A 12,163-nucleotide genomic window follows, 5' to 3' on the forward strand; every position below is an offset into this window, starting at 1 on the left:
TTAATCCTTTTCAATAGTATATCTTTCGCCGTCCACAGAATAAATAACGCTTAATTTCGGCGTTGTACCTCTTGCTTTCAGGGTTTTTATTTCGTAAACTTCACCGGGCTGCAAAACCAATGCTTCTTCCAGTTCGGTATTTTTGGAATATCTTGCCCCCTCCATATCAGCGCCTCTGTTTCCGCAAAAATTACCTACAACAACAAAAGGAACAGCGATTACACTAATTATTGCGGAGATAAACAATGTGGGTATTGCAAGCGCAAGACCTGTACCCAAGACTACCATAGTTTGCTTAATAGCGGTTCTCCTTACCGAAAAATAAGCGGCTTTACCTGAAACAACATCGTGCAGCGCTATAGTTTCAAGCGTTACCGGAGCAGAAGAAGAATTTTTTATCTTATAAACTTCGCCAACATAAGTTTTGGATAAGCGGCTGTGCAAATGATGTGATTTCTTTTGTATTTGCAGATTATCTGTTTCTGATATTGCCAAGCCCGGCAAAGCTATGTAAAAATTTAAAATTAAAACCAAAAAAACTGCAAATATCTTTTTCATACAACAATTCTCCTTTATTTAAAATTGTAACATAAGAAAAAGCCTTGTTTGTTAAAAATAACAAAAAAATTTTTTCAGCAAATTTATAATGTGTATGAAAATTATACCGTTAAACACATGTTATAAAAATTCTCCGGTTTTTGGCTCCAATGCAAGGGGAGTATACGATGAAACCGGACAAATTGTTCATCGTAATACAACCTGTTTTTTCAGAAATGATTTAGAATGGGCGCAGCTTGTAAAACTTTTGGACCAAAAATACAAAGATGTACCAAAAGTCAATGTTTATTGTTATGCCTGCTCTGACGGTTCAGAGCCTTATTCTTTGGCTATGCTGCTTTTAGAAAAACTCGGACCTAAAAAAGCGGAGAAATTCTTTCCTATTATTGCCGTAGATTATGACGCAAAAATTCTGGAACAAACTGAGGAAGGTATTATAGAAGGAACATGTGATGATGAAAAAAATATTAATAAAGCAACATCAAATAATCTTGGCGCATATTTAAATCAGGCAAAACCGTCGGACGGAAAAAATTGTATTTTTAAAGTCAGAAAAGAATTAAAAGACAAAGTCCGGTTTCACACGGGAGACGTCCACAAAGACATAGATAATTTGGAACAAAATAACAGTGTTTTGATGCTGCGCAATGTTTGGCCTTATTTCCCCGGAAGAAAACAGGCGGAATTATTGGACAAAATACAGGAAAGACTTAACAACAACTCACTGCTCATAATAGGCTTTTACGATAGAGACAGCGGTGATTCTTCAGGCGTTATGCAAGCAATGCACTTAAGAGGGTTTAACCGTACGCCCGTCAAATATTGTTATGAGATTGATGAGAAAAAAGATTCTTTAGACCTTCAACTCTGGTCGTATTGCCGGCGTAATTTACACCTAAAGTTCGCGGACAAGGACTGGGAGCCGCTTCAACGATAGTCGCATTATCGGTGTGATTTACACAGGGGGATTCTCGGTAAATCCGGCATAAGCCCTGATTAAATCTTTTGTCAGACTGCTTTTTAAAGTGCCGTTTTTATAACTTTCATACTCTTCCTGCGTAAAAGGAAGCGACGCTTGTACGTCAATTTTGTGATATTCATCGCAGCCATTGCTGCCTTTAGGCACACGAACGGTTTTGGGTAATTTTGCATATGAAGCTTCAAATGTGTCAGGATGTTCAAGAATTTCGTTTTCAAACGGATAATACTCGTAACTGGTCATTTTGTATTGATATTCGGATGGTTTGGTTTGATTACTAATACTTTTATCGCCCCATAAACCGCTGAATGCCTGTGTCTGATTTATTTTTTGAATATGCATGGTATTTTCCTTTGGTTTTGCCTGTTCTGATTTTAAACCCAAAAAGATTATTTTTTGCTATAAGAACCAAATTCTTTACAAAACTTCTGTATTATTTATATGTTGAAGTTGACGGCGTTCATTAAATCTTTCCTGAACTTTTCGGTTAATGTATGAACCTGTTCAATCTCCTTTGCGGAAATATGCTCCATAAGGCTTAAAAGAAACTCTTTAACCTGCGGCATAGTATCTTCAATTAATTTTTTGCCTTTTGGAGTTATAAAAATCTGATTTACCAACCTGTTTTGTTTTCTGCCTATTGAGCGTTTTGTAAACTTATTTTCTTCAAGAATATTTATAAGCCTGTTAATGTTTGATTTATCCTTCAACATTAATTTTGCCAAATCTCTCTGGCAAATACCGTCATTGCAGTAAATAGTATCAAGCACAATAAACTGCTCTGCCGTAGTGCCTATATTCAAGGAGTTAAAATACTGCACAGCCGCAAGTTTAAAGCACTTTAAAGTTTGCTCTATCGAATAAATAAATGTATCGGTATAATGTTTTACTTTGATTTTTTCCATTTATAAAAAACTTTTAATAACTGCTTGTAATTATAACAACCTCGTGTTAGTATGTCAACACGTTATAATATCAACCGATTAATATTTAATTTTTAAATCGCAGGAGTTATACATGGCAGGCAAAAGTAAAACAGTAATATTATCTTTTATAGCGGTTTTTTTAATTAACTGCTATGGCGCTTTAGCCGGGGAAGTAAAGAATGCGCAAATTGAAAAAGTTGATTTGAATTTTGCAACGGCATACGAATTAATGATGACAAATAACAACGCTATCAAAGCTGTATTAGAAGAGATTAACGCAAAAAAATATGAAAAAAATGCCGCGGTTGGGGAATTTTTGCCAAAGATAGGTATAAATACGACTTATATTCATTTTAACGAAGATATTGCGGTAGAAACGGCTCCTCTTCGCCTGGGCGGCACATTGATTAATGTTCCTCCCACAACGCTGCAAAATCAAGACCTTTGGCTAACGAGTGTCGGGGCAACATGGAATATATTTACCGGGGGCAAAATCCTTGCGCTTAATTCAGCGGCAAGAGCCAAGCTTGAAAGTTCAAACCAAAAATACCGCGTCTTGACAAACGAACTTATAATCGAACTTATAAAAAGATATTACGGCTTGAAATTTGCAGCCGATGTTGTAGAAGTAAAAAAACAGGTTGCAGATACAACCAAACAACACCTTGAGGATGCGAAAAAACTTGAAGCTCAAGGTATAATCCCAAAATCAGAAAGGCTGCACGCACAAGTTGCACACAGACAGGCGCAGCGTGATTATAATACCGCGCTTAAAGATGCCGATATTATAGAAGAGGGCTTAAAAACCCTGATTAAGGCTGATAATATTGACCTTACAGGTGTAAAAGTCGCCCCCTGCTCATGCCTGTTTATTTATGAACAGGCGCTGCCGAAACTTGCGGACTTTAAGCAAGCTGCAATGAAGGATAACCCCAATCTTAAGCAAATGGAAGCAAAAGCAAAACTGGCTCAGGCTAACTACAGAAGCAAAGCCGCCAATTATTCTCCGACAGTAAGCCTTTTTGCATACGATATTTTAGGTGCAAGCAATTTATCGCACCAAATTCCGACTTTTGCGGTAGGGGCTAAGGCTGATATGCTTCTTTTTGACGGGTTTAGCAGGTATAATAACCTGAAAGCCGCTGATGCTGTGAGAAAACAGGTTAAATATGAAACCATAGATACAAAAAACAACATAGAAAGCTTAGTTACCAAAAATTACAACGAAGTTTTCAAATACAAGGAACAGTACGAAAGTACCGACCAATCCGTTGAAAGTGCGCAAGAAGCGCTAAGAACGGCTGCGCTGGCATTTCAAGAAGGGGTGGGAACATCTTTAGCGGTGATTGACGCGCAGACCGCGCTTTCGAGCGTAAAAATCCAGCGTTTAAATGCGCTGTATAATTATGATGTAATGCTTGCGGAATTGTTGAGTACAAACGGCAGTGCGGAAGGAATTTTGCAATACATAAAAAATTCCCGTGAAGAACATCTTTAAGTCTTAAATAAGGAGCTGTTATGAATAAAAAGTCTTTAATAATTATTTCCTCCATTATAGCGGTTGCGGTTTCAATAATAATTTTAACCCTTGCCGTGATGAAAAATAATGCACAAATGGTAATTCAGGGGGAAGTAGACACTAAAACCGTTGACCTATCCTCAAAAATTACGGGCAGGATAAAACAAATCCATGTTAAAAAAGGCGATATGGTAAAAGCCGGCGATGTTTTAATCACTTTAGACACCCCGGATATTTTTGCAAAATCACAACAATCAACAGCCGCACTGGAAGCGGCGGAAGCTCAAAAACTGGCGATAGACAACGGTGCAAGACAAGAACAGAAAGAAATGGCTTTAAGCTCGCTAAATCAGGCTCAAGCTGACTTTGAGCTGGCGCAAAAGACTTATACACGCATGAAAAAGCTAAATGAAGAGGGGGTTATTGCCGCCCAAAAACTTGATGAAATATCAACCCGGTATAAAACCGCACAAAAAACCGTCGAAGCTGCAAGAGCAAACCTGCAAATGTATGTTACAGGCTCGAGATACGAGGAAAAAATCCTTGCGGGCGCTAACGTAAGAAAAGCGCAAGGGGTTGTTCAAGAGGTAAATTCTTACCTGCAGGAGAACCAAATCAAAACTCCGATTTCCGGTCAGATTACCGATATTGCGGTCGAAGAGGGCGAACTTGTCGGTGCGGGGTACACAATTATTACGATTGTTGATATTAATGATAACTGGGTAGTGTTTAATTTAAGAGAAGATTTGTTGTCAAAAATCAAAATGGGCAGTGAATTTGACGTAACAATTCCCGCAGTGGGCAAAGAACCCGTAAAAGTTAAAGTCGATTATATTTCCGTACTCGGTAATTTTGCCACTTGGAGAGCTACCAAAGTCAGAGGCGATTTTGATTTAAAAACTTTTGAAATCCATGCCCGCCCCGTTACTCCGCCCGAAGGACTTAGAGCAGGCATGAGCGCTATCGCTGATTGGAACAAAGTCGGAAAGAACTAAGCATTATGAACGCTTTTGTCAAAACGTCAAAAAGAGAAGTTAAAAAACTGGCTGCAAACCCTTTTATCCTTGTGATTTTATTTATAGCGCCCCTGTTCGTATGTTTTGTTATAGCGTTTACTTTTTTGGCGGGTTCCGCGACGGATTTACCCGTAGCGGTTCTGGATATGGACAACAGCAATCTTTCAAGAAAGATTGTAAGAATGATTGATGCAACGCCTGCCTGTGAGGTCAAATACAGGGTTGCCGATTTAAAAGAAGGCAAAGAACTGATTTCAGGCGGAAATGCTTATGCGCTGGTGTATATTCCAAAGGATTTCAAACGGGATATAACACGGGGAACCCGCCCGCAGCTTGTTTATTACTACAACAATCAGGCAATTTTAATCGGAGGAGTTATAACAAAAGAAGTTCAAACCGCCATACAAAGCGTCATGGCAGGCATTACGCTAAAAATACAGATGAAAAAAGGGCTTCCAAAAGACGCTGCGATGGCAAAAATAAACCTTATAAGGGTAGATGAACATATACATTCAAACCCTTATTTGAATTACTCTTACTTTTTGTCCTATGCGGCTTTTGCGCATACTTTTCAGATTATTATAATATTCCTGGTAATCTGGTCATTGGGGGTTGAGTTTAAAGAGGGAACAACAAAAGAATGGCTTGAAACCGCAAATAATTCCATATTTGCGGCAGTTTTTGGCAAACTTGCGGTTTATATGGTTTGTTTTTTAGTATTGATGACGATTGCCTACGGCACCTACGTTTTAGCTTACAGCGCTCCGTTTGAAGCTAACCTGATTTTTTTAACTTTGGGAACTTTTTGCTTTATACTTGCATATCAAATGGCAGGAGTTATTTTTGTCGCAGTGTTGTCTAATTTAAGGTTTGCACTGAGCAGCGGTGCTTTTTATACTTCATTGGGGTTGACTTTTGCGGGAATGACTTATCCTGCTATGGCAATGCCGCCTTTTGCACAATTTTACAGCGCATTATTACCTATAAGACCATATGTAAATCTTGTAATAGACCAAATGATGAGAGGTTTTGCACCAAAGTACGATGTTATTTATGTTGTTTGGATGTTGGCTTTGGCAGCTTTTGGGTTCTTCTTTTTACCGTTATTAAAAAAGCACGCTCAGGATGAAAGTTTGTGGTATCAGCTATGAAAAATCTTTGGCGCATATTTCAATCAGAATTTAAAAATATGATGACAGACAAAGGCAGTATGCTTGTGATGGTGCTTGGGATTTTTATGTATTCGTTGTTTTATACTATCCCTTTTTCTACGCATATTTTGAGGGAAGTACCTCTGGGTGTGGTGGATTTTGATAACAGTTCTTTTTCAAGAGAATTTATAAGAAATTTAGACAGCAATGAATTTATAAAAGTTACTTCCGAACCTATAGATATTGACGCTGCAAAAGAAGAATATTACCGTGATAAAATCAAGTCGTTTATCGTTATTCCAAAGGGCTTTGAAAAAGATATTTTAAGAGGCGGGCATTCTTTTATTACTTCTTATGAAGATAGCGCTTTTTTAATTATATACAAGCAGGTTGCAACGGGAATTATCACTACTGCAACATCTTTTGGGGCAAAAATAGAGATAGGAAGCCTTATGAAAAAGGGCTTAAGCAAACAGCAGGCAATAAGTATGAAACTGCCGTTTGAATTTGTTGATATGCCGCTTTATAACCCTGTATCAAGTTACCAAAATTACCTTTATCCGATTGTATTAATTTTAATATTGCAGCAGACTATGCTGATAGGCGCGGGGATTTTAGGCGGAACATTAAAGGAAAGGCTTAAAGGCTGCAAAGAATGGTCAAAAGACGGTGCTGTTGAGGTTAAGTCGGATAAGGTTAACGAATTCAGCGATAATCCCATAGAAATAGTGTTTGGCAAAAGTCTGGCTTATACATCAATTTATACAGTTTATACGCTGATATATTTTTTGATACCGCCGGCGTTTCTTGTTTATGATATGAGCTATAACATAATACCAATGATTTTACTTTTTTTACCGTTTCTTTTTGCTACCGCATTTTTGGGGCAATTATTGGTGTTCTTTTATACCGGCAGAGAAAGTTCTTTGATGGCGCTTGTTGTTACTTCTGTTCCGCTGATATTTTTGCCGGGGTTTGTCTGGCCCACAGAAAGCATACCTTTCGGACTACTTGTATTTTCAAAATTCATGCCCGCTACCCCCGCCATAAACGGCTTGATAAAAATAAACCAGATGGGCGCAAGCTTTTGGCAGGTTCAGGGTGATTTTTGGCTTTTGGTCGGACTTTGTGTGTTGTATTTTTTCCTCGCTTGCCTTGTGGTTAAGCGTATGCAGAAAAAAGTTAAATAATAAGTTTTTAAACCTGAAAATACCAATGGCAATTTTTTTGTTCAAAAATTGTTTATTTAAACATATCAATTTTTCATGCAGAGTTAGAAATTAGAAAAGGAGAAAATTATGTCAGAAGTGGGTGCAGTTGATTTTAGTAAAATAGGCAGTGCTGCAATAAGAGCAGAGGCTAAAAAAGGTGATTTCAAACGAGTATCACAACAATATCCCGAAGTTTATGAAGCATTGTTAGAAAAAGGGATAGCAAAGCCTGAAGGTACTGACTACAATAATTATAAGCTACATACGTCATTATTTAGTCAATCTAAGCCGACAGATGACGCTGCCCCAAAGACAGCACCTCCTAAACCATCGTCTGAAAAACTTGAAAAGCTCCTTGATAAACCAATAGAAAACACTTTTTCTGTTGAAGTATAATAAAAGTATTAAAAAGAGTGCTGATGGCACTCTTTTTAATGCAAAATTTTTTACACTCCGCAGCCGCAGCAATGGCTGTTGTCGAAGGTGTCTTTATTCTTTATACAGGTGTTGCACTTCTCCTGCATTTTGCCCTCATTGACAAAATATTGAAAGCTCTTAATCCACTTAGGTTCTTTGCACGTGCAAGTCTGCATAAAAGTAAGAAATTCAACAAACCTTTTTAAAACATCTTCCGTCATGGAAAATTCTATATTATTAGCAGAGGTTTCAATTTCTTCAGGCTTCATCATAAGCACCGTTTCTAAAAATGTACGGATAGTTTGATGCCTGTTTATCTTTTCTTCGACAATTTTTTGCCCCTTGGACGTCATTGTAATTAAACCGTAAGGTTCGTATTTAAGGTAGCCTTTTTTTGCAAGTGCCTTAACGGCCTCTGAAGTTGAGGATGCGCCCACCTGCATTTTTGCCGCTACGTCTTTTACTCTCGCTGCGGAATTTTTTTGCACCAATTCATAAACAGTGTGCAAATATTTCTCAAGACTTTGGGTAAGTTCTTTCATTTTTTGCCTGTAATCATGCCTGCCTAATATTTTATGTTATACCATAAGATACTTATTTTTTGAAATAAACGGGCATATACTTGTTTATATCCAATGGAACTGCTTGAGGCGGTTTGGTTTTTGTTTGATTTTTTTTGGTCATTGCAATGTTTAGCTTTGGCAATATAATTCCAAGCATCAAAAGCGAATATGCAAGCCCTGAAATATGCGCTATGTTTAATTTTCTGATATTTTCTTTCACGAGCTTACCGCCTTGAGCCGTTATTTCCGCATGGGTTTTCAGGGAAATATTTTTCAACCAGTGCGAGATACCTTTTCCCGGTTTTGAGATATTGAACAGATTTTCTTTTTTAGGGTCTAAAATTTGGGCAACACCTTTTGCCACAAAACCGCCTAAAACAAGCCAGTTAAGAAATCCCATATAATCTCTGAATACAGTTTCTCTTAACTCTGTCTTGTCTTTTGATGCCAAAATCCTGCCCAAAACAAGCGCTCCAAAGACAACTTTGATAGCATGCCCGCTTGTTGCAGGTCCGGTAAGTTCTAAACGCTTCACCAAATCTTTTAAACTGTTAATGTTCATCACCTTCACAAGCATTAAAATAAATCCGCTGCCTGCAAGAAGTTTATAAAGGTTTAAGTTCTTTTTCTTGTCTTCTCTCTTGTTTTGGGTGTTTAAGTCCGAAAGATAATCCATATTCCCTACAAATGCCGCAGTGCCTGTGCGTTTTTTTGTAATATATCGGTTTAACGCCTGATTTGTAAGTGCAAGCCCGATAGATAATGAAATTGCACCAAAGGTTTTGATACTGTTTAGCGCTTTTAATTTTTTGAGTATTGTTTCCGTATCGGAAGAGTTGAATATATTTTGCCCTGCATCTATGGTATCTCTAAGAACGTTATGTATAGTACTTGTAACAGATTTCCCGCCGTTTTTAACGGTTATGTTATTTTCTGACAAAGTTGCATTAATTATTCTGTGGGTTATGATTTCCAGCAGGTTTTTTGAGTCATTCCCGCTGACGGTTTTGTCCGTTATTAACCTTGTTAATCCTTCTGATATACTTTGATGTGATTTGAGTGAGGTATGAATATTTTCAAATTCTTTATTACCCCATTTGAATTTTTGCCAGGCATCTTTGTCATACCACCGGATTTTGTCCCAGTTAATTTCATTCCAGTTTATATTTTTATCCTTGCTAAAGCCTGATAAAGATGATAAAAGGTTCTCTACATAGCCTTTTGCTGTCTTATTTGAAGTGTTCCAAACATTATTTAATACATCAAGAATATTGTTGGATGCCCAGGAATTGTTATTTACTTTTACTTTTGGCTGTACAAATTTGGACGCTGCTTTATTTATCAATTGCCCGAATAACCCGGCGGAAAAGCAGGCTATAAAAGTTCCCGTAAATTCCCTAAATGCCATCTCTGCAGCTGCATATTTGTTTCTTTCTCTATACTCTACAATAGGTCTTGGTATATCCATTGCAAACACATCAATCACAGAAGCGTTAATCATTGGTTTTGTATCAAGAATTGCCAGTCCTTTTGTTAATGTAGTGTCCAACACCCCTCTAAAATTGGGTTTTGAATAATTATTTTCTGCCTTCACTTTTATCATTTCTAACGTTCCTTTACTAAAATTCTTCACAAAAAAAAGTCCTTAAAATTTATTAAGGACCCTTTTCAATATCGAAAAATCTTTGCAGCGTTGACTAAGTCCTTAATTTCAAGAACTGACAACAACAATACATATTTTGATTTAATTTTACATTCATGCTCATAACATATTATATTAAATAAAAAAATAAAATGTCAATACTCTAATCTTGTAAAAATTTAGTGTTTGTAGTATGTTATGGTATGGCATAAAAAATAAGGAAAGCAAAAAATCAAGGTTCTTCTATGAAAAAAATACTATGCTATGGAGATTCAAATACATACGGCTATAACCCCGAAAACTCGGGCAGATACAACAAAACAACCCGCTGGACAGCTTTGCTTGTGAAGTTGCTTGGCAATGACTATGAAATTATTGAAGAAGGCTGTAATAACAGGACAGGATTTGCCTATAACCCTTGCGGATTTATCCAAAACGGTCAAAAGTATTTACCTGTTTGCCTGAGAGAATATTCGGATATTGATATTGCAATATTAGCGCTTGGAACAAACGATTTACAGACATCTTTTCATATAGATTGGGAGATTGTTGAAAAAGGGTTGCTGACTCTTATTGCAACGGTTAAAAAATTCCACCCCGGTGCAAGAATTATTATTGTGCCGCCTGTAATTTTAAGCGAAGATATCTTGAACGGTGCTTTTGCCCACCAGTTTGACCGAAATTCAATTGATAAATCAAAACAAATAGGTCAGATATATAAGCAAATTGCACAAGCAAGCCATTGTGAAATTATAGACTTTAATGAATTTGTATCGCCGTCAGAACAAGACGGGCTGCATTATTGTGCGCAAGCTCATGCAATCATAGCTGAAAAACTGACAGATTTTATTGAGGAGGGAACTTTTAATGAAAATAACCGTTAACGGCAAAGAAGTAGAATTATATAACTCTGATACAATAGCGGATTTTATTGTAGAGAGAAAAATTGCAGGCACAATGTTTGTGATTGAAAAGAATTTAAAAATTATTAACAAAGAAGACTATGCCTCAGAACCGCTTCAAGAAAGCGACACTATAGAGTTAGTCGGTTTTACCGGAGGGGGTTAAGTGAAAGTACTTGTCGGTATGTCAGGCGGTGTTGATTCATCAACAACAGCAATATTACTGAAGGAACAAGGACACCGGGTCATTGGAGCAACAATGGCTATTTGGGGTAAGGGCGGTATTTATAAGCAAATTCAGGAGGAGCTGGATAAACTGCCGAAAAAAGCTCATGGAGCTTGTCTTGGACCTGATGAGAAAGAAGATATTGAAGCCGCAAAAAAAATTTGTGAACAGATAGGTATAGAATTTCACGTTTTTGATTGTGCAAAGCAATATCAGGAAATTGTGCTTGAAAATTTTAAAAAAGAATATTTGCACGGAAGAACCCCGAACCCTTGCATTTGGTGTAACGCACTTATCAAGTTTGATGTTTTACCCCGCCTTGCAAAACTTAACGGTATTGAATTTGATAAATTCGCTACAGGACACTATGCAAGAATTGAACAGGGCAACAACGGGCAACTCCTTTTAAAAAGAGGAATAAACCCTAAAAAAGACCAGTCGTATTTCTTGCACAGATTAAATCAGGAACAGTTGAAAAATATTCTTTTACCGTTAGGCGGATTTGAAAAATCCGAAATAAGAGAAATTGCAAAATCCCAAGAGTTGAGCGTTGCGGATAAACCCGACAGTCAGGATTTTTATGAGGGCGATTATAACCGGCTTTTGCAGGTCGAAAACAAAACAGGAAATATTACGGATACAAAAGGCAATATTTTAGGAACCCATAACGGAATATGGAATTTCACAATCGGACAGAGAAAAGGGCTTGGTATCAGCTCTACGGAAGCGCTTTATGTAATTGAGCTTAAAAAAGATACAAATGAAGTTGTCGTCGGTTTTAAAGACAAAACCATGAACGACAAACTTATTGCTGTCAAAATGAATTGGATAGGGTATGATAAACCTGAGAAGGAACTTCGATGTTTCGCAAAAATCCGCTCCACTCAGGAACCGGCAGAAGTAACGGTGACTCCTTTGGCAAATGATGATATAGAAGTTACATTTACAAATATGCAAAATTCCATTGCTCCCGGGCAAGCCGTCGTGTTATATGAAGGCGATACAGTCTTAGGCGGCGGAATTATTGATAAAGTCTTATAGATTATAAGGGAA

Annotated in this window: 14 protein-coding genes; 9 read left to right on the top strand and 5 right to left on the bottom strand. The window is 37.4% G+C overall.

Going from position 1 to position 12,163, the window contains the following annotated elements:
- Window positions 1–558, bottom strand: a complete 558-nt coding sequence (locus PHX18_00985; protein MDD3593183.1) for a hypothetical protein — start codon at window positions 556–558, stop codon at window positions 1–3.
- Between the two features lie 94 nt (window positions 559–652).
- On the opposite strand from PHX18_00985, the gene PHX18_00990 reads away from it, so the two are divergent.
- Complete coding sequence (locus tag PHX18_00990) at window positions 653–1,495, top strand: hypothetical protein (GenBank protein MDD3593184.1); 843 nt, start codon at window positions 653–655, stop codon at window positions 1,493–1,495.
- Between the two features lie 18 nt (window positions 1,496–1,513).
- Here the strand turns inward: PHX18_00990 and PHX18_00995 are convergent, their stop codons facing one another.
- Together PHX18_00995 and PHX18_01000 are read right to left on the bottom strand one after the other, a co-directional pair.
- Window positions 1,514–1,921, bottom strand: coding sequence for a hypothetical protein (locus PHX18_00995; protein ID MDD3593185.1), 408 nt, complete (start codon window positions 1,919–1,921; stop codon window positions 1,514–1,516).
- A gap of 53 nt (window positions 1,922–1,974) precedes the next feature.
- Complete coding sequence (locus PHX18_01000) at window positions 1,975–2,442, bottom strand: MarR family transcriptional regulator (GenBank protein MDD3593186.1); 468 nt, start codon at window positions 2,440–2,442, stop codon at window positions 1,975–1,977.
- A gap of 112 nt (window positions 2,443–2,554) precedes the next feature.
- Here PHX18_01000 and PHX18_01005 point away from each other — a divergent pair, with 112 nt between their 5' ends.
- The 5 genes from PHX18_01005 (at window position 2,555) to PHX18_01025 (ending at window position 7,756) form a co-directional block, all read left to right on the top strand.
- On the top strand, window positions 2,555–3,961 hold the full coding sequence (locus PHX18_01005; GenBank protein MDD3593187.1) for a TolC family protein: 1,407 nt from the start codon (window positions 2,555–2,557) through the stop codon (window positions 3,959–3,961).
- A 20-nt stretch (window positions 3,962–3,981) separates the two neighbouring features.
- A complete protein-coding gene (locus PHX18_01010; GenBank protein MDD3593188.1) occupies window positions 3,982–4,977 on the top strand; it encodes an efflux RND transporter periplasmic adaptor subunit in 996 nt (331 codons plus the stop codon).
- Between the two features lie 5 nt (window positions 4,978–4,982).
- A complete protein-coding gene (locus PHX18_01015) occupies window positions 4,983–6,149 on the top strand; it encodes an ABC transporter permease (protein ID MDD3593189.1) in 1,167 nt (388 codons plus the stop codon).
- Complete coding sequence (locus tag PHX18_01020; protein ID MDD3593190.1) at window positions 6,146–7,339, top strand: ABC transporter permease; 1,194 nt, start codon at window positions 6,146–6,148, stop codon at window positions 7,337–7,339. The genes PHX18_01015 and PHX18_01020 overlap by 4 nt, the downstream gene beginning before the upstream one ends.
- A 108-nt stretch (window positions 7,340–7,447) precedes the next feature.
- Window positions 7,448–7,756 (top strand): hypothetical protein, encoded by a 309-nt coding sequence (locus PHX18_01025; protein MDD3593191.1) that lies wholly within the window; start codon window positions 7,448–7,450, stop codon window positions 7,754–7,756.
- A gap of 50 nt (window positions 7,757–7,806) precedes the next feature.
- On the opposite strand, the gene PHX18_01030 is transcribed toward PHX18_01025, so the two are convergent.
- Together PHX18_01030 and PHX18_01035 are read right to left on the bottom strand one after the other, a co-directional pair.
- Entirely contained in the window at window positions 7,807–8,319 is a 513-nt protein-coding gene (locus PHX18_01030) for a metal-dependent transcriptional regulator (protein ID MDD3593192.1), read from the bottom strand.
- Window positions 8,320–8,371: 52 nt separating this feature from the next.
- Window positions 8,372–9,943: a hypothetical protein gene (locus PHX18_01035; protein ID MDD3593193.1), complete on the bottom strand. Its 1,572-nt coding sequence runs from the start codon at window positions 9,941–9,943 to the stop codon at window positions 8,372–8,374.
- 284 nt (window positions 9,944–10,227) lie between these two features.
- Here PHX18_01035 and PHX18_01040 point away from each other — a divergent pair, with 284 nt between their 5' ends.
- The 3 genes from PHX18_01040 to mnmA are packed head-to-tail and all read left to right on the top strand — an operon-like array spanning window position 10,228 to window position 12,151.
- Entirely contained in the window at window positions 10,228–10,866 is a 639-nt protein-coding gene (locus PHX18_01040) for a GDSL-type esterase/lipase family protein (GenBank protein MDD3593194.1), read from the top strand.
- Window positions 10,850–11,050, top strand: a complete 201-nt coding sequence (thiS, locus tag PHX18_01045) for a sulfur carrier protein ThiS (protein MDD3593195.1) — start codon at window positions 10,850–10,852, stop codon at window positions 11,048–11,050. The genes PHX18_01040 and thiS overlap by 17 nt, the downstream gene beginning before the upstream one ends.
- Complete coding sequence (gene mnmA, locus PHX18_01050) at window positions 11,051–12,151, top strand: tRNA 2-thiouridine(34) synthase MnmA (protein MDD3593196.1); 1,101 nt, start codon at window positions 11,051–11,053, stop codon at window positions 12,149–12,151. It abuts the gene before it with no gap.
- Window positions 12,152–12,163 lie beyond the last annotated feature (12 nt).

It is taken from the genome of Candidatus Gastranaerophilales bacterium (assembly GCA_028696075.1).
Classification (GTDB): domain Bacteria; phylum Cyanobacteriota; class Vampirovibrionia; order Gastranaerophilales; family JAILCC01; genus JAQVHS01.

Excerpts from the sequence above, each read along its gene's own strand:
- PHX18_00985 (MDD3593183.1), bottom strand. The coding sequence starts at position 558 with ATGAAAAAGATATTTGCAGTTTTTTTGGTTTTAATTTTAAATTTTTAC.
- PHX18_00990 (MDD3593184.1), top strand. The coding sequence starts at position 653 with ATGAAAATTATACCGTTAAACACATGTTATAAAAATTCTCCGGTTTTT.
- PHX18_01000 (MDD3593186.1), bottom strand. The coding sequence starts at position 2,442 with ATGGAAAAAATCAAAGTAAAACATTATACCGATACATTTATTTATTCG.
- PHX18_01005 (MDD3593187.1), top strand. The coding sequence starts at position 2,555 with ATGGCAGGCAAAAGTAAAACAGTAATATTATCTTTTATAGCGGTTTTT.
- PHX18_01010 (MDD3593188.1), top strand. The coding sequence starts at position 3,982 with ATGAATAAAAAGTCTTTAATAATTATTTCCTCCATTATAGCGGTTGCG.
- PHX18_01015 (MDD3593189.1), top strand. The coding sequence starts at position 4,983 with ATGAACGCTTTTGTCAAAACGTCAAAAAGAGAAGTTAAAAAACTGGCT.
- PHX18_01020 (MDD3593190.1), top strand. The coding sequence starts at position 6,146 with ATGAAAAATCTTTGGCGCATATTTCAATCAGAATTTAAAAATATGATG.
- PHX18_01025 (MDD3593191.1), top strand. The coding sequence starts at position 7,448 with ATGTCAGAAGTGGGTGCAGTTGATTTTAGTAAAATAGGCAGTGCTGCA.
- PHX18_01030 (MDD3593192.1), bottom strand. The coding sequence starts at position 8,319 with ATGAAAGAACTTACCCAAAGTCTTGAGAAATATTTGCACACTGTTTAT.
- PHX18_01035 (MDD3593193.1), bottom strand. The coding sequence starts at position 9,943 with ATGATAAAAGTGAAGGCAGAAAATAATTATTCAAAACCCAATTTTAGA.
- PHX18_01040 (MDD3593194.1), top strand. The coding sequence starts at position 10,228 with ATGAAAAAAATACTATGCTATGGAGATTCAAATACATACGGCTATAAC.
- thiS (MDD3593195.1), top strand. The coding sequence starts at position 10,850 with ATGAAAATAACCGTTAACGGCAAAGAAGTAGAATTATATAACTCTGAT.